This is a genomic window from Frigoribacterium endophyticum (assembly GCF_011759585.1).
Lineage (GTDB): Bacteria > Actinomycetota > Actinomycetes > Actinomycetales > Microbacteriaceae > Frigoribacterium > Frigoribacterium endophyticum.
On record NZ_JAAOYV010000001.1, the window covers coordinates 790,543 to 810,322 of the forward strand.

A 19,780-nucleotide genomic window follows, 5' to 3' on the forward strand; every position below is an offset into this window, starting at 1 on the left:
AAGCCGTGGAACTGCGCGACTACATCACCGTCCTACGCAAGGGGTGGGTCTTCATCGTGGCGATGATGCTCGTGGGGGTCGGGCTCGCCTCGGCCTACTCGGTCGTCAAGACGCCCGACTACAGCGCCTCGGCGCAGGTCTTCGTGTCGACCCAGACCAGCGGCAGCGTCTCCGACCTGGCGCAGGGCAACACCTTCACGCAGCAGCGAGTCAAGACGTACGCCAGCCTCGTCACGACGCCCATCGTGCTGCTGCCAGTGATCTCCAGCCTCGGCCTGAACACCACGGCCGAGCAGCTCGCGCAGTCGATCACCGCCAGCGCGCCCCTCGACACGACCCTGATCCAGGTCGACGTCGTCTCGGAGGACCCGGTGATGGCCGCCGACATCGCGAACGCGACGTCGCAGAGCCTCACCAACGTCGTCGAGCAGATCGAGGCCACGAGCGAGGACGCCGACAGCGAGGCCGGCTCGCAGGTGAAGCTGACCCGGGTGCAGGAGGCGCAGGTGCCGAGTGCGCCGACCAGCCCGAACGTGCCGCTCAACCTGGCCCTGGGCCTCCTCCTCGGCCTCGCGGTCGGCGTGGGTGTCGCCGTGCTCCGTCACACCCTCGACAACCGCGTCCGCAACGAGGCCGACGTCGAGAAGATCAGCGACGCTCCCATCGTCGGCGGCATCGCCTTCGACCCCAAGGCCGACGAGCGCCCCCTCATCGTCCAGGCCGACCCGCGCAGCCCGCGCGCCGAGTCGTTCCGTACCCTGCGCACCAACCTGCAGTTCCTCGACCTGGGCACGAAGTCGCGCACCTTCGTCATGACGTCGTCCGTGCAGTCCGAGGGCAAGAGCACGACCGTGGCCAACCTCGCGATCGCGCTCGACAGCGCCGGCGCCCGCGTCATCCTCATCGACGCCGACCTCCGTCGTCCGCGCGTCGGCCAGTACATGGGCCTCGAGGACGCCGCTGGCCTCACCGACCTGCTCATCGGCCGTGCCGACCTCGCCGACGTCGTCCAGCCGTGGGGCCGCGGGCAGCTGCACGTGCTCCCCGCCGGCCAGATCCCGCCGAACCCGAGCGAGCTCCTGGGCTCCCGGGCGATGCAGGAGCTCATCGGCCAGCTCGAGCAGCAGTTCGACTACGTCCTCTTCGACGCCCCGCCCCTCCTTCCCGTCACCGACGCGGCGATCCTCTCGAAGAGCGCCAGCGGCGCCATCGTCGTCGTGGCCGCGGGCAAGACCCACAAGGGCCAGCTCAGCGGTGCCGTCGCCGCCCTCGAGAGCGTCGGCGCCCCGATCGCCGGCTTCGTCATGACGATGATGCCCACCAAGGGCCCGGACGCCTACGGCTACGGCCGCTACGGCGGGGCCTACGGCTACGGCATCGAGGACGACAAGGAGACGAAGGCAGCTAAGAAGGAGAGGACGCGCATCGGCGCCGAGGCCCGTAAGGCAGCTCGATGACCGCGGAGCGCCCCTTCAGCATCCTCGTGGTCTGCACGGGCAACATCTGCCGGTCGCCCCTCGCCGAGCAGCTGCTCACCGCCCGCCTCGCCGGTTCGTCGACACCGTTCGTCGTGATGAGTGCCGGCACGATGGCGCAGGACGGCGCAGCCATGGACGCCACGGCGGCGGACATGTCGCGAGCCTACGGAGGCGCGCCTGAGGCCCACCAGGCCACCTACCTCACCGAGATGCTGGCCGAGAGCGCCGACCTGGTGCTGACGGCCGCCCGCGAGCACCGCGCCGCGGTCGTGCGCCTCTCGCCCCGCGCCTCGCGCCGATCGTTCACCCTCGAGCAGTTCGCTCGCCTGGCCGAGGCCTCCGACCCGGCAGAGCTCGCCGCGGCTGACGGCCCCGCCGGCGTCGTCCGTCTCGTGGCGAGCATGCGGGGCATGGTGCCGCCGCTCGACGACCCCGAGGCAGAGGACATCGTCGACCCGTACCGCCGTGGCCTCGACGTCCACGAGCGGGCAGCGGCGGACGTCGACCGAGCCGTCGACGCGATCGTGACGGCGCTCCGGGCGCCCGACAGGTCGGCTGCGGCGTGAGTCGCTCGGGGGGAGCGACGACACGCACGTGGTGGTTCGTCGTGCTGGCGGTGCTCGTCGTCGCCGACGTCGCCCTGATCGCGGCGGCCGTCGCGTCGACCCGACCCGGCGAGCAGCGCGAGGCAGGGCCGATCCCGACGTTCTCCTCCGGTCCGCCCCCGGAAGAACAACAGACGTCGACTCCCACCCCCACACCGACGACGTCGCCCACGTCGACCGAGCCTTCCGGTTTCCTGTCGGTCGTCAGCGCCACCGAGGCGTGGCGCGCCACCCCGGGCTCGTGCACCGACGTCGCGGCCCGCGTTGAGCGCAGCGTCGATGGCGGCGCGACCTGGTCAGCCGTCGAGGTCTTTTTCGACGTCCGCACCGTCGTCGCCCTCGACGCTGGACCTGAGCGCGTTTCTGTACTCGGGGGAGTCGGTGCCGCCTGCGATCGTCAGTTCTGGGCCAGCTTCACCGGGGGCGAGTTCTGGAAGGAATACCCAGCTGAAGCCGGAAGTCTCGGATTCAGCGATGTCGACGGCTCGACCGTGACCCTCCGCTCTGGAACGGTACCGTCGCCGTGCGCCTCGCCGATGCGGGTCGTCTCGTCCGACGGGGGGGATGCCGTGGCTTGTGAAGGCCTCGTGACCTTCCGCGATGCGGCTGGGACGTGGACACCCCTGGACGTGCCGGGCATCATCGACGTGACCGTGAGCGACGACCGGTACCTCATCGCTCGTTCCGGGGCTGACGACTGCGCAGGCTTGGCCGTGCAGTCTGTGTCGATCCCCGTGACGTCCCGTAGCTTCGCTTCTCCGCTCGGTTGCATTCCTGACATCGATCCCGCAGGCGATGTGTCGCTCAGCTCCTCCGGCCAGGTCGTCTGGGTTGATACAGGCTTGCAAACACTCGTTTCGACAGATGGTGGGGCGACCTGGTGAGCATCACGAAGAACCCCGATCTCGTGGTCCCGTTCGATTGGAGCCGGACTTACTCGAGGCGGATCGCCTTCACCGACCTCCTCGTCCTGTACTGGGTCGTGTTCGGGGTCCAGATCGCTTACTTCGGCTTCGACTCCAGCAACGTCGCCGTCGCCGGCCAACTCACAGAGCTGCGTGTCAGCTACTACGCCTTCTCGATCGCCTTGATCGTCGCGTGGATGGTCATGCTCCAGCTCTACAGCACCCGTGATTACCGCGTGCTCGGCGGCGGCACTCAGGAGTACAAGAACATCGCGGACAGCACCGCGAGGTTGTTCGGCCTCGTGGCCGTCGTCTCGTATCTCTTCAAGCTCGACGTGGCTCGCGGGTACATCCTGATCGCGCTGCCCCTCGGCATCATCGTCTTGATGTTCTCGCGCTGGATGTGGCGGCAGTGGCTCTCGATCAAGCGACGTAGCGGAGAGTACTCCGCACGGGTGGTGCTGGTGGGCTCGCAGGCCACTGCCTTGCACATCGCTCGTGAGCTGGCGAGGCACCCCGAGGAGGGATACCACGTGGTAGGTGCCTGCGTGACGACCGGTGCTGCCGGTGAGACGCTCCCGGGCACCTCGATCCGCATCCTCGGCGGCGTCGACGACTCCCTCCGCGCTCTCGACGAGGCATCTGCAGACACGCTCGTCGTGACAGGTGCTGAAGAGCTCGGCCCGCAGCAGATCAAGAAGCTGAGCTGGGGGCTGGAGGCCGGGCAGCGGCACCTCATCGTGGCGCCGAGCCTGACGGACATCGGCGGACCGCGCATCCACACACGACCTGTAGCCGGCCTGCCTCTGATCCACGTCGAGACACCGCGCTACGCTGGCAGCAAGCTCTTCACGAAGCGGCTGTTCGACATCCTCGGTTCGGGTTCACTGATCACAGCACTCTCTCCGGTTCTGATCGTGCTCGCGATCATGGTGAAGGTGACGAGCCCCGGTCCGGTTCTCTACAAGCAGGAGCGGGTCGGTCTGAACGGTGACCACTTCCACATGCTGAAGTTCCGGTCCATGAGGGTCAACGCCGATGCCGAGCTGCAGTCCTTGCTCGCGGCCCAGGGGTCGAGCGACAAGCCACTCTTCAAGGTACAGAACGACCCGCGTGTCACGTCCATCGGCCGCCTGCTCCGCAAGCACTCCCTCGACGAGTTTCCTCAGCTGTTCAACGTGTTCCTCGGTTCCATGAGCTTGGTCGGCCCCCGACCTCAACGCGATGGAGAGGTCGCTCTGTACGACGACGCCGCACGTCGGCGACTGCTGCTCAAGCCCGGCATGTCTGGACTCTGGCAGGTTGGAGGCCGTTCGTCGCTTGGGTGGGAAGACGCGATTCGGCTCGATCTCTATTACGTCGAAAACTGGTCGATTACAGGCGACATCGTTATCTTGTGGCGAACCATTCGAGCGGTGCTCGCGCCGGGCAACGACGCTCACTAGAGCGGGACAGACAAAAACGGTATAGGAGGCGGGGTCTCAGCCCAGAGTCTCAGCTACCCAAAAGCGCATCCTGTCGCGGAAGAGACTTGCGTCGTATGTCAGGGCTGCGTTCTGGCAATCCGCCGTCGAAACGGAAGCTGCTTCTTCCACGGCGCGGACGACGTCGCCTGAACTGAAGTCGGAGACAGTCGCGCCGGTAATGCCGTGCTGCACCGTTTCTGCTGCCCCTCCGCGGTCGAGAGCAACGACTCCCGTCCCAGTCGCCATGGCCTCGACAGGCATGATTCCGAAATCTTCTAGGGCCGGAAAAATGAAGACAGTGGCGCGCTGGTACAAACGCCTCAAGAGTGCTGTTGATGGTGCGTCGACGAAGTGGACAGGAACTCTGCTGGCCTCAGCCATCGCTCGGAGGACGGGGAGGTGAGGTCCTGCGCCGGCAAGGACGACAGGAAGATCAACGGCTGCGCCGGACGAGATGACGTCTTCGAGGCGCTTGTAAGGAATGAACCTGGACGCCCCCAAGACGAAGTCACTGGGGAGAGCCTCCAGGATGGATTGCTCAGCTGGTGTGAGCGCAGTTGGAGACTCGAGCTCCCTGATGATGGCCTGTGATTCAACGGGCGGGTAGATGACACCCGCGTCCAGGCCCCAGTACTTCTCGACGCGCTTAGCGACGTAATTGCTGATGGCTACGATGCTGTCGGCATCCTGAGCTCGCGCACGATCTATGCCCTTGAAAAGGGAGGAGGCGAGTCGAACTCCGGGGCCAGTTCCTCGCGAATCAAGTTCGGGGGACCAAATGTATCGAGCGGGCGTGTAGAGATAGACGAGACGCTTTGCCTGTCGTGCTGCACCCGAGAATCTCGCGTGATGGGAGAATAGATGACTGGACGAGAGTATCCATTTAGCATCAGAACGACCTAAGAACCGCCAAGTTGCTGGCATAGCAGGCAAAGCAAGCGCCTTGGAACGTCTCAGGGGTGTTCTCGCGAGGACAGTCTCTCTTGCTGTCGGGAACCTATCCGGGGCGTCGTTCCAGGCTGCCGTCAAGCGAGCTTCTGGAAGAGCTAGCAACAGCTCGTCGACGACGTTCTCCGAACCGCCGATCGGCGCGAGCCACTCATGGACGATCTCGCCACTCGGTAGTGGACTCCAGCTAGTTTGCTCGCTCGTGGACTGCATCATATTTATAGTTCCAAATCACAAGCGGCAGATGAGAGCGTGGGTAGGAGTGCCAATCTGGATCTCAGAATCCAACTCTCGTTAGGAGGGTATCGAAGCGAGTAGTGACGTCGGACACAAGGAGCGCCGGGCACATTGGCTGACTCTAGGTTGAGGCGTCGAGACTCGCAACGAAGGAATGGGCGCGGCGACAAAATGCGGCCGATTCTTGTGCGATAGTCGAATTAGCGAGGAGCAAGGTCTCGACGCGCAGCTTTGGCGGTGTCTAGACGTCACCAAGGGAGAACTGCCGAAAGGCATCAGGGGGGCGGCGACGGGACTCCTCGCCGAGAGCAAGTCGGTCGTAAAAGCAGGCTCGGATCAATCTTGGGGATTAGGTAAACGCATGCTCTACGTCGACAACCGTTGGCGAGGCCACCACGGTATCGCTCGCTTTGGTAAGGAAGTCGTCGATCGAATCGATCTGCCGTTCACGGCGCTCAGAGGGGGGCCAAAGCCAACCTCTCCCCTAGACGTGCTCAACCCAAGCCGACTTGCCCTCGGGAGTCAGGCCGCCATCTACTCGCCAGGGTATAACGCCGGCCTTACGATCGCGAGACAGTTTCTGACTGTGCACGACCTCATTCACTTGCAAGTTGATGAGGAGTCATCCTCCCTAAAGAAGCTGTATTACGAGCGAGTAGTGAAACCGGCAATCCTGCGCGCGGGTGTCGTTATGACTGTTTCTAAGACGTCACGTCACCACCTCGTTGAGTGGCTGCAGACAGATGTCGTGGACGTGATCGATGTGGGTAACGGGTGCTCAGCAACTTTCAACCCCGCGGGACCGATCTATTCAGCGGCGGATCCATATTTGATGTACGTAGGTAACATCAAGGCACACAAGAACGCCGAAGTTCTCTTTGAGGCACTCTCGCTCACCCCGGATGCGCGTCTCATCGTGGTTGCGTCCGAGACCGCCCAAGTAGAAGGTCTTGCACGCAAGTGGGGAGTTTCCGAGCGGGTCATGGCGACAACGGGTGTATCCGACGATGAACTCGCGGCGATGTACAGAGGTTCTTCGGGCCTCGTGTACCCATCCCGCCTCGAGGGTTTCGGGCTGCCAGCGGCCGAAAGCCTAGCCTGCGGTCGTCCTGTCGCCTACTGGGCGGGCTGCGGCTCGATAGCGGAGATCGTCGGTAAGAACGGACTTGTCGTCACTGAGCTGTCGAGCTCGGAAGCGTGGGCCGACGCTATGAGAACTATGCTGAGCGATCAATTCCACGTCCGTCAGCCCTCTGATGCTCACCGGTGGCCCGACGTTGCGTTGAAGGTTCAGGACGTACTCACATCTAGGGGAATTGCGTGAAGTTAGTACGATTGTTTACGCCGGCTAAGCTTCTGGCGATTCCAGTACTGGCAAGCTTCGTCATCTGGCTAATCCCGGGCACTGGAATGTACCTCCGGGGATTCGACGAGCGCAGCCCGCTTGAAGCCGGAGGTGTCCTTCTTCTCGGGGGTTGGTACGTTATTTGTCTGCTTGTCGTCATTTTTGCGGGTGCAGCAGGCCGGGCAGTGCCTCCTACTGCTGGCATGAAAGCTGCTGAAACGGATCCTCGATTTGAGGTTCGTTTCTATATGGTCCTGACAGTGATCGCAGCTGCGGGGGTCCTGGGGGCCTATTACACGATCAGTCGAGTTGTTGCGATCATCCCAGCCATTCAGACGGGCCAGGCTAACAACCTTTCTGCTGTTCTCCTAGAAGGTTCCAGTATAGGAACACTCCGTTATGCGGTTATTGTTGCAGCACCTTTGGGTGCATTTCTGGCAATGCAGAAGAAATCATCTTGGATTATGGCGGGTCTAAACATCGTCCTGCTGATGGCCGTTGTGCTTCTGAGCTCACGACTGTCACTGATCATGGCTACGGCAATTTTTATCTATCTATATGTCCACAATAAGCCCGAGACGCGTCTTCGCCTCGTTCCCACGATAACGGTCGCAGGGGTTATGTTTGTCCTGCTCGGGATAGCTAACTACACGCGGAATGCCGGGTTCTATCGCCTATTTGGGGTTGAAAACCCCGCAATGATGAATGTATATCAGATAGCTGCTTACGTGGGGTCACCTACCCAGGTTGCAGTGGGCGTCGCAAGGGCCATATTTAACGGAAGACTAGATGTACCGGTTGACCTTGGAGCAGGTGCGCAGGCTATTGTCCCGACATTCCTGCAGACTACAAAAGGAAATCGGGCCGCCGTCACCGACAAGGGGCTCTACGGGCAACAGGTCGACATCGCGCCGAACCTGAACTCCAACTCGTCCTTTGCGGACACGTACGCTCGCTATGGATGGTGGGGGATGATCCTCACCCTGCTTGTTCTGGCCCTGGCCGCTTTCCTCTTCAGCCACTTTGCGCAGTACACCTCAGTCTTAGTAGTCGGAGCTGGGGCATTGGGATATGGATTCCTTGAATATTGGCGAGCGTTCCTGTTCAATACAGGAAACCTCGTCTTCATTATGATTGCCATACTGGTAGCTGCGGCAATAGCCAGAGCTACGACGACGCCGTCGATGCATCGTCAACTCAGTAGCCGTGGCTCGCAAGCTATGAAGAAGCGGCTGTCCTAGGAACAGGTTGAGAGTGCCATTGCGTTGTTGCTGTTGATGATTTCCACATAAAGTGCCGGTTTCAGTTTGAGCGGCTGTGAACTGTGCTCGTTAGAAGGGGCCGGCCACCCAACCCGTTGCGGCGGTGTGCCTCTTCACTACCTTGGCCGGACTGCCGGCAGCAATGCTTCTCGGCGGAATACTCTTGTTAACAACTGAATTTGCGGCTACGACGACACCATCCCCTATCTCCACGCCGCCGAGGATTACGACGTTGTCACCAATCCAACAGTTCGCCCCGACCTTAATGCCACCCTTGGCTACAAGGGGACGTGTAGCGGGGCTCGATGACGGCAGCGAACCTCTGGGGCCGTAGTCTCCGTGAGCATTGTCACTGATCAGCACGTTCGAGCCCAGGAGGCAATCGTCGCCGATAGTGACGTTCGAGATTGCTGAGATATGCAAATTCGGAGAGCTACGGACGTTCTTGCCTAGGCTGATCCTCGGAGAGAATCGTTGTCCCTCATAGTTCGTGACTGCTTCTACCCAGATCCGGCCCGAAGCAAAAAACCCGCTCTCTACATGAATAAAGCGTGTTCCGACAATCTTGCTGCCCCACGGGACGCTCGACTCCGACCATCGAAGTAAGCGACCGTTGAGTCGTGCGAACGTGCGACTTAGTACCGTGTTTACGAGGCGTACTAGCGCATGTGCAGCATTCTCTTCACGGAAAATCGAGGAGATGGTTCCCATAGGTTCCTGCTTCCTTTTTGATCCCACCTGGCAGTGCGTGGGAGCGGCGCGTATGGCTGGCTCTGAACTACCGGCATACTGAACGCAGATCAGTTCACCCTCAACGGGTTGTACTGCGGCCAGTAAGCAAGAAGTGAGGGGCATCGTGGGCGAGCTTGAAAACGCAGTGATTGATTCGGGTCGAGGGCTCAAGGGCATCTACTGCACGATCGTTGCACAAAACTACTTGGGTCAGGCCTTGGCGCTCTACTCGAGTGTGCGAGAACAAGAGCCTGATCGAGACCTTGTAATCCTCGTTGTCGATGCTGATCGCGGCGAGCTGGCACACTCGCGCTCCCATCTCCGCATCCTGGGTCTTGAAGACTTGGGTCTCGACGCCCAAGAGATAGACCGCTTGGCGATGATTTATGACGTGGTCGAGTTGTCGACGGCGGTCAAGCCTTTGCTGCTCAAGTTGCTCCTGGACACTTATGAGCAGGCTGTCTACCTTGACCCCGACATGTTCGTCATCGGAGCTCTCACTGAGCTCGAGGGCGCGATCGATGAGTACGGCGTCGTGCTCACCCCACACTTCCTCTCTCCGATCCCCGCTGAAGTCACCCACATCACGGAAGTGCACAGCCTGACGGTGGGTGTTCACAACCTGGGCTTCTGCGCTGTCGGACGTGCGGGTATTCCGTTCCTCGATTGGTGGTGGGGACACCTGAAGCGCGAATGTCTGATCTACCCTCTCCTTGGCCTTTTCGTGGACCAGAAATGGACCGATGTGGGGGCCAATCTTTTCGGGGCACATTCACTTCGCCACCATGGGTACAACGTCGGACCTTGGAACCTGCACGAGCGCCTCTTCGAGATGCGGGGCTCGGATCTGGTGATTCCCGCGTCGGGTGAGCCCCTGCGGCTCATGCACTTCAGCGGTTTTGACCCTCGTGACCCCGGAGCCATTAGTGAACGCCTAAATATGGACATGCGGAACCTCGCGCTGGACACCCCAGCCTTGAGGGACATCAGTGAGATCTACGCCCAGCGTGTGCTCGACGCCGAGAAGATTCTTGGCCCTAAGCCTCAGTACGGTTACGTCAAGGACAGCTCTGGAAGAGTCATCAGCAAGAGGATGCGTCGGGCGTATCGAAAGGCCCTGATTGACGGTGATACGAATCTTCCATCTCCCTTCCGCGCTGCAGATGCCTCGGAGTTCCGCAGCTGGAAACTGAGCGCATCGAAGAAGATGATCGGCATTAGTGCGGGCGACAGCGCCCTTGCGTTTAAATACGCACTTCCGGACGAGTTTGGAAGGTTGAAGTCGACGCTTCCGAAGCAGTTCCGGTGGCTGCGAACGCGTCTTCTTTCTGCCACGAAGGTTCGGCGCTAGTGGCCGCGCAGGCCATCGCCCCTACGAACCTGAGATAGCGTCCGGTGAACATGCGCCATGGGACGTCTGTTGCCGTCTACGGGCTGTCGATCGGGCTTTCGGCTATCGTCACTTTGTCCGTAATACCCGTGGTTATTGATCACTCAGGCCCGCGAGCTTGGGCAAGTTTGGCCGTCGGGCAAGCGGTGGGGACCGGGGCTGCGATCCTCACAGGATTTGGCTGGGGAACGACGGGCCCTACGGACGTTGCGAGAGCAGATGCGTCGGGTCGGCCTCAGATCTACGTAGAATCCCTCCGAGCTCGGGCGCTCCTTTATGCCCCCCTGCTCGCAGTCGCGGTCCTAGTGACTTTCGCCGTTGTCGATCAGGACCGGGCTGCTGCGGCACTCAACGCAGGAGCTTTTGCCAGCACTGGACTTCTTGCAGGCTGGTTCTTTTCCGGTGCCGCCCGTCCGGTTTCTTTTCTTCTTTTTGACGCATGTCCGCGTGTTGTCGGGAACGTTGTAGGCGCAGTTGCTCTTTCATTCGGCCTTCCCTTGGAAGCGTTCCCGGCGGCGATCTTGATCGGTGTTCTGCTAGGTGTGGCGGCTACGTCAAGGGCGGCGGCGCCAGGTGTCTCCGTGCTGCGTGGCGCAGATCTGCGTGAATCGATCCAGCGACTGCGAGCTCAAACGGCGGGCCTGTCCATCTCAGTCGTAGCCGCTGCATACGCGTCAATACCGCTCGTCATCGTCTCGACCGTTGCCCCAGCTGCGTTGTCCTTCTACGCATTGGCCGACAAGCTCCTCCGCTTCGCCACGACTGCGTACGCGCCTCTCATCCAATTCCTGCAGGGCTGGGTGCCGGCGGGCGAACTTGCTGGCACTACGCGAAAAGTGCGAATTGCGTGGCCAGCTGGGGCAGTTCTAGCTCTTCTGGGCGGAGTCTGCTTCGTGCTGTTGGCTCCGTGGCTGGCCGATCTTCTCAGCCATGGGCAGGTGCAGATAGGGGCTGCTCTTCTGGTCCCGTTCGCCCTTGCGCTCACTGCCATGGTGTTGGCACAAGTGACGGGCCTCGTCTGCCTCCTCGCACTTGGCGGAGCCCAGATGCTGGCAAGAGTGTCGTTGATGAGCGCCGTACTGGGCCTGCCAGGCATTTTCATAGGTGCCTTAGTGGCAGGAGTGTCGGGAGCAGCGTGGATGCTCGCTGCTGCGGAATGCCTCTCGATGCTTCTGCAGGTAGGGCTACTAGTAAGTGCGATGCGTAAGAGGCCGGAAAATCCTTCTCGGACCGAACTCTCGTAGTTGCGGGTGGCGATTGCCAAGCCCTGGCATTACGAGTCGAGGACAGAGCATCGCTGTAGTGCTGTGTGCGAAAATCGTGGTTCAAGGTCGGGTGGTAAGCGGCGAAAGACAAAACCAGGTACGTCGGTTATGGCGTAATGCGGCAGAATGCTTTGGGAGTCGCCCAGCACTTTTCCCGCCTCTTTTGCTCACGTGTGCTCGGGTGCGTTCATGCCCTTCTTGGTCTTTCCGTCAGGGCCCACGTGGCCGCCGTTCGTGCCAGGTACTTGACGCAAAATCTAGGGTTCAGTTGCCTACTGCCTTTTTCGACCAGGGTCTGAAGTAGTCCCAAAGCTGGGACGCTGTGGTGTCGTGTTTGAATGTGGTCATGTCAGCAGCTCACGTCGAGGAGTCATCGCCGAGATCGACGTGGCGAGTGGCGAGGTGGGTCGTAGTCACAGGTCTCGTCGTCGTACTCGGGGCCGTGGCGTGGGTGGGCGTCAGGGGTGTTCTGGCTTCACAGCACCTCAGAGCGGCAGTGACGTCGGCTGATCGCGTTCAGTCGGACCTTGCCGGCAGCGACCCTGCCGCTGCGCTCGTATCGGCTCGGGAACTTGAGGTCGACGTAGACGCTGCGCGTGACCTCACGAGCGACTTAGTGTGGCGGGCGGCGGAACGGCTCCCGCTCGTGGGGGACGATCTGCGCGCGGTCAGGGAAGTCTCAGAGGTCCTCTCGAATGTAGCGAGTGACGCGATCGTTCCTGTGGCAGGCATAGCCGACGATGTCGGCGTCGACGCCTTCAAACCCCAGAACGGTGCGATCGATCTACAGCCGTTGATCAAGGTCGCACCCGCGGTGGGTGGAGCCGATGAGACCCTCAAGGCCGAGCTTGGCAACGCAAGGAACATCGACGCCTCCGCCACGGTCGAGCCGATAAAAGACGCGGTGGCCCAACTCGTTGATGTCCTGAGCAAGGCCACCACTCAGATCGACGTCGTGGCGCGAGCCGTGGATCTCGCGCCGGCCATGATGGGGGCGAACGGCCCGCGGGATTACCTGATTCTCTTCCAGAACAACGCCGAGGTCCGGGCTACCGGGGGCATACCTGGCGCTGTCGCTCTCTTGCACGTCGAGGATGGGAGACTCAGCCTCGTTCAGCAGGCGTCATCGAGCGATTTCCCTCGAGCTGACGCTCCTGTACTGCCGTTGCCTCCAGAGACGGAGGGACTGTACGGCGCCATCACCGGTCAGTACATCCAGGACGTAAACCTCACTCCTCAGTTCCCCCTGAGCGCGCAACTCGCGAGCGAGATGTGGAAGCGGCAGTTCGGCACGACCGTAGACGGGGTCCTCTCCATGGATCCCGTCGCCCTCAGCTACCTCATGGCCGCGACCGGGCCCATCACCTTGCCGACCGGCGACGTCCTCACCTCGGACAACGTCGTCCCGCTGCTGCTCAGCGAGGCGTACTCCCGCTACGAGGAACCGGCCCAGCAGGACCTCTTCTTCGCCGGAACCGCGTCGGGCGTGTTCTCCGCCGTGGCGTCGGGCTCACTCGACCCCAAAACGCTTGTGTCGGCGCTCACCCGGGCTGGCGACGAACGCCGCATCTACCTATGGAGCGCGGACCCTGACGAGCAGGCCCGCATCGCGGAGACCACGCTCGCGGGCCAGCTTCCGACGAGCACGCCGTCGCAGCCCCGCTTTGGCATGTACCTCAACGACGGCACCGGGGCGAAGATGGACTATTACCTCGGCGCGGACTTCGGAGTCGGGCAGGAGGTCTGCCGGCAGGACGGGCGCTCCACCTACGTCGTTGAGGTCACCCTCCGGAACGACGCACCTGCCGACGCCGCGGCGTCGCTGCCGCCGTACGTCACGGGAGACGGGAACTTTGGCATTCCCCCGGGCCAGATCAGCACCAACCTCGCCGTCTATGCCCCCAGTGAGGGGGTGTTCATGGAGGCGGCAGTCGATGGTCAACCTGCCGGTGTACAGACCGCGACAGACTCCGGCCATGCGGTCGTCCAGCTGCAGACCACCCTCTCACCAGGACAAAGCACGACGATCAAGATGTCGTTCCTCGGCGGGCCGACTACGACTGGCGCGGCGCAGCTCGAGACGACCCCGATCGTTAACCTTCCGGAAACACAACAGGTAAGCGTTACCTGTGAATCTCCGCTAACCTGAGCCTGCGTCTCATTCCGCAGGGGAAGTCACTGGGGCGCCTATCCACTTAGGGGAACCCATGAAGAAGATCATCGCCGCAGCTCTGCTCGTGGTCGCCGGCGTTTTCGCTGGTCCGGCCGCTGCCCAGGCTTACGTCCCGTCGACCAACGTCACGGTGCAGGGCACCGTCGCCGCTGGTGGCACCATCAACGTCACCATCGTCAACGGTTCGTTCATTGCCGGTGAGAACGTCAGCTTCGCCGTCACCGGTGAGGGTCGCGTCACGCTGGCCGCCATCGAGACCACGACGCTCGTCAAGACCGCCGACGCCAACGGTGCCGCTCGCGTCGCCGTCACGCTGCCCACCTCGGCGCGTGGCACCTACTCGCTGACCGCGACCGGCCTCACCTCCGGCAACGTGGCGCCCGCCGCGCTGACCGTGGTCGCCGCTGACGGCACCCCCGCCGCTGGCTCCAACAACGCCGGTGGCCTCGCCTTCACGGGTTCGACCGTCCCGACGCTCGTCATCTGGGCCGCCGCCGGCGCCCTTATGCTCGGCATCGCGCTGATGGTCGTCGTCACGCTGCAGCGCCGCGCGCGCAACAACGCGTAACTCCAGATCACCCCGAAGGGCCCCGGCTTCTGCCGGGGCCCTTCGTCGTTCCCGAGACAGAGGCGGTCACTTGCGTCAGCGCGGCCGAGTGCCCCTCGGGTGGCACTGGGGGAGTCGTGTGGCCAGGCAGCAGACCGTCCTTTTCGCCCTGAACAGTGTTGGCGTCAGCTGTTCGTCTGCCCTCTGCCGTTCTCTCGGCGGACGGACCCCGTCACGATCGCCGAGCGAGCCGCCCTAGCAACACGACCCCCACGAGGGCTCCGAGCAGTGCCCCCGTCGAGTTCGCGAGCAGGTCGTCGAGCGAGGCGAACCGGTCGGGGAGGAAGAGCAGCTGGCCGAGCTCGACGCTGCCGCTGATCACGAACCCTGCCACGGCGCCCCACCACCAGCGGCGCAGGCCGACCAGCAGCACCACGATCAGCCCGACCGGCACGAAGAAGACGGTGTTCGCCGTGAACTCCACGGCGCTGTAGCTCATCCACGCGGGGAATCCGACGGTGTGCAGCCGGTCGAGCGCCCGCACGAGCAGGGGAGTCACCCCGCTGTCGACCGGCCTCGACGTGAAGGCGACGAGCGCCACGAACGCGCCGTAGCCGAGCGCTGATCGGACCGCGAGGCGCCGCGTCGCGGGGCCGGGCGTTCCGGCAGGGTGAGCGCCCAGCAGGGGGCGGAGCGCCGCGCTGATCAGGGCACCGAGCGCGAGCCCGACCGCGACGGCCACCGTCAGGGAGGTGAGGCGGGCGCGGACCGGCACCGCGCCTCCCGCTGTCGCCGCCGTCAGCACCACGATCGCCACGACGCCCAGCACGGCGGCGAGGCGCAGCAGCGCCCGTCGCCGACGGAGGCTCGTGGCGACGTCGGCCAGGGGGAGGAGCGGTGCGAGCGCCAGCGCGATCGCGGCCACCTGCGTGTAGCCGTCCGACATGGTGAGCAGGCCGATCGGCCGCGTCGAGGCGAGCACGTCGGCCCAGGTCGACCGCGCCACCTCGGCGACGGCCGGGACGAGGGCGACGGACGACCCGACGAGGGCGAGCACGACGAGCCAGGCCGCGAGCAGACGGGCCGCGGTCGTCCGCAGCCGTCGCGTCGTCATCCGGCCCACGGTAGCGGTGTCCGCCTGCGACCGCGCCGGGGAGCGCCGCGCCTCGACGGCGGGGCAGCGGCGACCGACAGGTGTAAGACAGGAGCATCCCATGACGAACGCATCCGACTCCTCCTCTGCCCGCGACTCCGACGGAGCGCCCGCGGCCTCCGACCCCACGGGGCAGATCACCGACCGCCAGAAGTGGCAGGCGTTCGGCGTCTGCGTCGGCGTCGCCGCCCTCACCATCCTCGACCTGTCGAAGGTCAACGTCGGCCTGCCGAGCATCGAGGCCTCGCTCGGCGCCGGGCCGACCGCCCTGCAGCTGATCGTCGCGGGCTACGCCCTCGCCTTCGGCCTCTCGCTCGTGCCCTCCGGCCGCCTCGGCGACCTCAAGTCGCGCCGCCTCATGTTCGTCATCGGGCTGAGCGCGTTCACGATCGCGAGCATCCTCTGCGCCCTCGCCCCGAGCATCGAGCTGCTCGTCGTCGCGCGCATCCTCCAGGGGGTCGCGGCCGGCATCCAGATGCCCCAGGTGCTGGGGCTCGTACAGCAGCTCTTCCAGGGCAAGGAGCGCGGTCGCGCCTTCGGGCTCTTCGGCGCCGTCATCGGCATCTCGACCGCCTTCGGCCCGACCCTCGGCGGCCTGCTCATAGCGATCGGCGGCGACCAGGACGGCTGGCGCCTTCTTTTCTGGATGAACGTGCCCCTCGGCATCGTCGCCATCGTCTTCGCCCTCAAGTTGCTGCCCCGGGCGACGACCGCCCCGAGCGGCCACAACGAGCTCGACCTCGTCGGCATCGTGCTGCTCGGCCTCACCATCCTCACGCTGATGCTGCCGTTCGTGCTGACCACCGGCCAGGGCGACGAGCCCCTCCGCTGGCTCTTCCTCATCGGGTTCGTCGGCTTCGGCGCCGCCTTCGTCGCCTGGGAGCAGCGCTACAAGGCCCGCGGCAAGTCACCCGTCGTGCACTTCTCGCTGTTCTCGCTCGCGTCGTACCGCAACGGCACCCTCATCGCGACGGTGTACTTCTGCGCGCTGCCCGCGACCTTCCTCCTCACCACGCTCTACCTGCAGCAGGGGCTCGGGCTCGAGCCCGTCTACGCCGGCATGGTGACGATCCCGTTCGCCCTCACCTCGGCCGTCGCCGCGTTCTACGGCGGCCGCATCGTCGACAAGTACGGCCGCAGCCTCGTGGTGCTCGGCCTCGCCCTCGTCGCCAGCGGCTTCGTGCTGCTGCTGCTCGCCGCGGTGCTCACCCCGCAGGAGATCACGCCCTACGCCATGGGCGTCGGCATGCTCGTCGCGGGAGCGGGCGGAGGCTTCGTCATCTCGCCCAACCAGACCCTGACCCTGGCGGAGGTGCCGGTCGAGATGGGCGGCGTCGCCGGCTCCATGGGCCAGGTCGGCCAGCGTGCCGGCACCGCCATCGGCACGGCGGCCGCGGTCTCGACCTTCTACTCGGTCATCGCCGGCGCTGGCTCTGACGCGTCGCTCGACGTCTACCACGCGGCCTACCGCAGCGGGTTCTTCGTCACCATCGCCCTCGTGGCGGTCGCGCTCGTGCTGGCGCTGCTCGACCTTCGTGCCCGCAAGCAGGGGCGCGTGGGGGAGGCAGCCAGCGCCTCCTGAGGTCAGCTGCGCCGGGTGCGGTGGGTGGGCCCGTGATCACGCCTCGGTGTCAGGCGTCGAGGGGCGCTGCTGGACCAGGCGTCAGGCGGTCGCAGGCGAGGACGCCGCCGCGGCCACGAGCCACGCGGTGATGTCGACGTCGAGCGTGGCCGGAAGGTCGACGGCGGCCGGGTCGACGGCGCTGATCGTGCTGGTCGAGGCGGAGACGACGGAGGCGGCGGTGACGACGGGCATGGGGGCTCCTTCACGAGGCGGTGACGTCGCCGTGGGCGGCGCCCCCGGCGTTGACGGAGCCCCCGCGGCCCGCCCTCAGGGCAGGCGAGCCGCGGGGCCCCTGGTGCGCCGGCCCGTCCGTGGACAGGACCCCTCCGGGGTGCGGCGTCGACCTGCGGCCAGTCAAGCGGTCGCCTCGACGCACGGCATCACCCCGGGGGATGGGACTGCCGAGGCGCGAGCTAGTCCGGAGGGATGAGGCCGGGCGCCGGGTGGCGACCGTCAGCCCGCGACGACTCCGAGCACCCCGTCGTGCAGCAGGCCGTTGGTCGCGAGGGCGCTGCCGTGCCACGGGCCCGGCCTGCCGTCGGCGCTCGAGAACCGGCCCCCCGCCTCCTCGACGATCGGGATGACCGCCGCCATGTCGTACGGCTCGAGCCCGAACTCGCCCGCCACGTCGACGCTGCCCTCGGCGACGAGCATGTACGACCAGAACTCTCCGTACGCCCGCGTTCGCCAGACCCGGCCGGTGAGGTCGAGCAGCTGGTCGAGCCGGCCGGCGTCACGCCAGTACTCGAGGCCGTTGTAGCTCAGCGACGCATCGGCGAGGTCGCTCACCCCTGACACCCGCAGGGGAGCGGCACCGTGCTCGGACGAGAACGCCCCGCCGCCCCGCGTCGCCCACCAGCGCCGCCCGAGGATCGGCGCGCTCACGACCCCGAGCACCGGCACCCCGTCGACGACGAGCGAGATCAGCGTGGCCCACACCGGCACCCCGCGCAGGAAGTTCGCCGTGCCGTCGATCGGGTCGACGATCCACTGGCGGTGCGAGGCGCCGTCGTCGCCGTACTCCTCGCCGAAGAAGGTGTCGTCGGGGCGCTCGGCCTCGATGCCGGCCCGGATCGCCCGCTCGACGGCCTGGTCGGCGTCGGTCACGGGCGTGCGGTCGGGCTTCAGCGACACGTGCAGGTCGGCCGAGCGGTAGCGCTCGGTGCTGATCGCGTCGGCCGCGTCGGCGAGCTGCAGCGCCAGCCGCAGGTCGTCGGCCCACTCGGCCGAGCCGCTCGGGTCGGCAGCGGACGAGGAGTCGCGGGTCGGGTCGGTCACCTCGCCAGCGTACCGAGCGCGGCCGGCCTGCACCGCGCCTCCGACTGGCCCGTCCCGCCCGGCCCGCACCGCGCCTCCTCGACCCCCTCTTCGCAGCAAATGCCGACAGAACGAGAACGATGAGCCTCAAAACAGGTGCTTTTCCGGGTCTCAGACCCGCATCGGTCGGCATTTGCAGCCAGCAGCCCCCGGACGGGTCGGTCCGCACGTGCTCGGTGGGCCGCACCCCAGGGCGCGGACGGGCTACGGCTGCTCGTCGCCGCGGGCGTCGTCGTCGCGCGCGGCCTGGTCGCGGCCGCTGACTCCGCCCTTCGAGGCGAGCAGCGTCTGCAGCGACCGCAGCCGCTCGCGCCCGGTCTCGCCGAGCTCGCCGGCCTCGACGCGGTCGACGATCTCCCAGTCGTGGGCCTCGGCGAGGGGGATCCCGTCGGGCGCGGGCCCGTCGGCGGGCAGCGCGTGCGCCGCGAACGCCTTGAGGATGTTCTCGGGGTCGACGTGGCCGAGGCCGAACGACCGCACACCGGGGGTGTCGACGATCCAGCCGCCGCTCGGCACCTTGAACGACACGGTCGACGACGACGTGTGCCGCCCGCGGCCGGTCACCGCGTTCACCACGCCGACCTCGCGCTGCGAACCGGTCAGCGCATTGACGAGCGTCGACTTGCCGACGCCCGAGTGCCCCACTGTCACCGTCACGTGGCCGTCGAGCAGCTCTCGCAGCTCGTCGAGCACGGGCGACGGCGAGCCGTCGGGCAGCGGGTCGAACGACGTGGAGGTGGTCGTCACGATCCGCAGGTCGAGGCACGCGAAGTGCGCGGCGAACGGCGCCGGGTCGGCGAGGTCGGTCTTCGTGATGCAGAGGATGGGCTCGACGCCCGCGTCGAACGCCGCGACCATGTAGCGGTCGACGAGGCGGGGGCGCGGCTCGGGGTCGGCCGCGGCCACGACGATCAGCATCTGGTCGGCGTTCGCCACGATCACGCGCTCGACGGCGTCGCTGTCGTCGGCGCTCCGGCGCAGCAGCGTCGTGCGCTCCTGCACCTTGACGATGCGGGCGAGCGAGCCCTCGGCCCCGCTCGTGTCGCCGACGACGCCGACGCGGTCGCCCGTCACGACGCTCTTCTTGCCGAGCTCGCGGGCCCTGGCGGTCGTGATCTCGCGCTCGTCGGGGGTGCCGGCGTCCATCAGCACGCCGTAGCGGCCGCGGTCGACGGTCCAGACGACGCCCTCCTCGGCCTGGTCGTACGCCGGCCGCTGCTTCGTGCGCGGTCGGTTGGCCTTCGGGTTCGGGCGCACGCGCACCGAGCTCTCGTCGTACTCGCCGTAGGCCTCGTCGTCCGCGTCGCCCTCGACGTCGCTCCACCAGCTCATG

17 protein-coding genes are annotated in these 19,780 nt (G+C 65.2%); 11 read left to right on the plus strand and 6 right to left on the minus strand.

Annotated elements, in window-relative coordinates:
• Positions 1 to 5: 5 nt before the first annotated feature.
• From FHR77_RS03695 to FHR77_RS03710, 4 genes are read left to right on the plus strand one after another with little or no spacing between them, the layout of a single operon-like run.
• Positions 6 to 1,457, plus strand: coding sequence for a tyrosine-protein kinase domain-containing protein (locus FHR77_RS03695; protein WP_056053685.1), 1,452 nt, complete (start codon positions 6 to 8; stop codon positions 1,455 to 1,457).
• On the plus strand, positions 1,454 to 2,044 hold the full coding sequence (locus FHR77_RS03700; RefSeq protein WP_167258875.1) for an arsenate reductase/protein-tyrosine-phosphatase family protein: 591 nt from the start codon (positions 1,454 to 1,456) through the stop codon (positions 2,042 to 2,044). Before FHR77_RS03695 ends, FHR77_RS03700 begins: the two co-directional genes overlap by 4 nt.
• Before the next feature lie 41 nt (positions 2,045 to 2,085).
• Positions 2,086 to 2,967: a hypothetical protein gene (locus FHR77_RS03705; protein ID WP_167258876.1), complete on the plus strand. Its 882-nt coding sequence runs from the start codon at positions 2,086 to 2,088 to the stop codon at positions 2,965 to 2,967.
• A complete protein-coding gene (locus tag FHR77_RS03710) occupies positions 2,964 to 4,433 on the plus strand; it encodes a sugar transferase (protein ID WP_341777208.1) in 1,470 nt (489 codons plus the stop codon). The genes FHR77_RS03705 and FHR77_RS03710 overlap by 4 nt, the downstream gene beginning before the upstream one ends.
• A 36-nt stretch (positions 4,434 to 4,469) precedes the next feature.
• Here FHR77_RS03710 and FHR77_RS03715 read toward each other — a convergent pair whose 3' ends face one another.
• Complete coding sequence (locus FHR77_RS03715; RefSeq protein WP_167258877.1) at positions 4,470 to 5,615, minus strand: glycosyltransferase; 1,146 nt, start codon at positions 5,613 to 5,615, stop codon at positions 4,470 to 4,472.
• A 385-nt stretch (positions 5,616 to 6,000) separates the two neighbouring features.
• Between FHR77_RS03715 and FHR77_RS03720 the strand changes: the two genes are divergently transcribed.
• Positions 6,001 to 6,963, plus strand: coding sequence for a glycosyltransferase family 4 protein (locus tag FHR77_RS03720; RefSeq protein ID WP_167258878.1), 963 nt, complete (start codon positions 6,001 to 6,003; stop codon positions 6,961 to 6,963).
• On the plus strand, positions 6,960 to 8,225 hold the full coding sequence (locus tag FHR77_RS03725) for an O-antigen polymerase (protein ID WP_167258879.1): 1,266 nt from the start codon (positions 6,960 to 6,962) through the stop codon (positions 8,223 to 8,225). The genes FHR77_RS03720 and FHR77_RS03725 overlap by 4 nt, the downstream gene beginning before the upstream one ends.
• A gap of 90 nt (positions 8,226 to 8,315) precedes the next feature.
• Here FHR77_RS03725 and FHR77_RS16735 read toward each other — a convergent pair whose 3' ends face one another.
• Positions 8,316 to 9,155 (minus strand): acyltransferase, encoded by an 840-nt coding sequence (locus FHR77_RS16735; protein ID WP_424955526.1) that lies wholly within the window; start codon positions 9,153 to 9,155, stop codon positions 8,316 to 8,318.
• Here FHR77_RS16735 and FHR77_RS03735 point away from each other — a divergent pair.
• The 4 genes from FHR77_RS03735 to FHR77_RS03750 all read left to right on the plus strand — a co-directional run bounded on the left by FHR77_RS03735 (position 9,091) and on the right by FHR77_RS03750 (position 14,374).
• Positions 9,091 to 10,329, plus strand: coding sequence for a glycosyltransferase family protein (locus FHR77_RS03735; protein WP_167258881.1), 1,239 nt, complete (start codon positions 9,091 to 9,093; stop codon positions 10,327 to 10,329). The genes FHR77_RS16735 and FHR77_RS03735 overlap by 65 nt on opposite strands.
• Positions 10,330 to 10,673: 344 nt before the next feature.
• Positions 10,674 to 11,612 carry a polysaccharide biosynthesis protein gene (locus FHR77_RS03740; RefSeq protein ID WP_167258882.1) on the plus strand — a complete coding sequence of 313 codons (939 nt, stop codon included), beginning with the start codon at positions 10,674 to 10,676 and terminating at the stop codon, positions 11,610 to 11,612.
• 367 nt (positions 11,613 to 11,979) lie between these two features.
• Positions 11,980 to 13,782 carry a DUF4012 domain-containing protein gene (locus FHR77_RS03745; RefSeq protein WP_167258883.1) on the plus strand — a complete coding sequence of 601 codons (1,803 nt, stop codon included), beginning with the start codon at positions 11,980 to 11,982 and terminating at the stop codon, positions 13,780 to 13,782.
• Between the two features lie 58 nt (positions 13,783 to 13,840).
• Positions 13,841 to 14,374, plus strand: coding sequence for a hypothetical protein (locus FHR77_RS03750; RefSeq protein ID WP_167258884.1), 534 nt, complete (start codon positions 13,841 to 13,843; stop codon positions 14,372 to 14,374).
• A 211-nt stretch (positions 14,375 to 14,585) separates the two neighbouring features.
• Here the strand turns inward: FHR77_RS03750 and FHR77_RS03755 are convergent, their stop codons facing one another.
• Positions 14,586 to 15,467, minus strand: a complete 882-nt coding sequence (locus FHR77_RS03755) for a VanZ family protein (protein WP_167258885.1) — start codon at positions 15,465 to 15,467, stop codon at positions 14,586 to 14,588.
• A 100-nt stretch (positions 15,468 to 15,567) separates the two neighbouring features.
• On the opposite strand from FHR77_RS03755, the gene FHR77_RS03760 reads away from it, so the two are divergent.
• The gene (locus FHR77_RS03760; protein ID WP_167258886.1) at positions 15,568 to 17,088 is read left to right on the plus strand and encodes an MFS transporter; all 1,521 of its coding nucleotides are present in this window, start codon (positions 15,568 to 15,570) and stop codon (positions 17,086 to 17,088) included.
• An 81-nt stretch (positions 17,089 to 17,169) separates the two neighbouring features.
• Here the strand turns inward: FHR77_RS03760 and FHR77_RS03765 are convergent, their stop codons facing one another.
• The 3 genes from FHR77_RS03765 to rsgA all read right to left on the minus strand — a co-directional run bounded on the left by FHR77_RS03765 (position 17,170) and on the right by rsgA (position 19,779).
• Positions 17,170 to 17,322: a hypothetical protein gene (locus FHR77_RS03765; protein WP_167258887.1), complete on the minus strand. Its 153-nt coding sequence runs from the start codon at positions 17,320 to 17,322 to the stop codon at positions 17,170 to 17,172.
• Positions 17,323 to 17,583: 261 nt separating this feature from the next.
• The gene (locus FHR77_RS03770) at positions 17,584 to 18,408 is read right to left on the minus strand and encodes an inositol monophosphatase family protein (protein ID WP_167258888.1); all 825 of its coding nucleotides are present in this window, start codon (positions 18,406 to 18,408) and stop codon (positions 17,584 to 17,586) included.
• A 243-nt stretch (positions 18,409 to 18,651) separates the two neighbouring features.
• Complete coding sequence (gene rsgA / locus FHR77_RS03775; protein ID WP_167258889.1) at positions 18,652 to 19,779, minus strand: ribosome small subunit-dependent GTPase A; 1,128 nt, start codon at positions 19,777 to 19,779, stop codon at positions 18,652 to 18,654.
• Position 19,780: the final 1 nt, after the last annotated feature.

Coding starts and splice junctions, on each gene's coding strand:
- rsgA (WP_167258889.1), bottom strand. CDS start 19,779: ATGAGCTGGTGGAGCGACGTCGAGGGCGACGCGGACGACGAGGCCTAC.
- FHR77_RS03765 (WP_167258887.1), bottom strand. CDS start 17,322: ATGCCCGTCGTCACCGCCGCCTCCGTCGTCTCCGCCTCGACCAGCACG.
- FHR77_RS03755 (WP_167258885.1), bottom strand. CDS start 15,467: ATGACGACGCGACGGCTGCGGACGACCGCGGCCCGTCTGCTCGCGGCC.
- FHR77_RS03750 (WP_167258884.1), top strand. CDS start 13,841: ATGAAGAAGATCATCGCCGCAGCTCTGCTCGTGGTCGCCGGCGTTTTC.
- FHR77_RS03715 (WP_167258877.1), bottom strand. CDS start 5,615: ATGCAGTCCACGAGCGAGCAAACTAGCTGGAGTCCACTACCGAGTGGC.
- FHR77_RS03720 (WP_167258878.1), top strand. CDS start 6,001: ATGCTCTACGTCGACAACCGTTGGCGAGGCCACCACGGTATCGCTCGC.
- FHR77_RS16735 (WP_424955526.1), bottom strand. CDS start 9,155: ATGCCCTTGAGCCCTCGACCCGAATCAATCACTGCGTTTTCAAGCTCG.
- FHR77_RS03760 (WP_167258886.1), top strand. CDS start 15,568: ATGACGAACGCATCCGACTCCTCCTCTGCCCGCGACTCCGACGGAGCG.
- FHR77_RS03700 (WP_167258875.1), top strand. CDS start 1,454: ATGACCGCGGAGCGCCCCTTCAGCATCCTCGTGGTCTGCACGGGCAAC.
- FHR77_RS03745 (WP_167258883.1), top strand. CDS start 11,980: ATGTCAGCAGCTCACGTCGAGGAGTCATCGCCGAGATCGACGTGGCGA.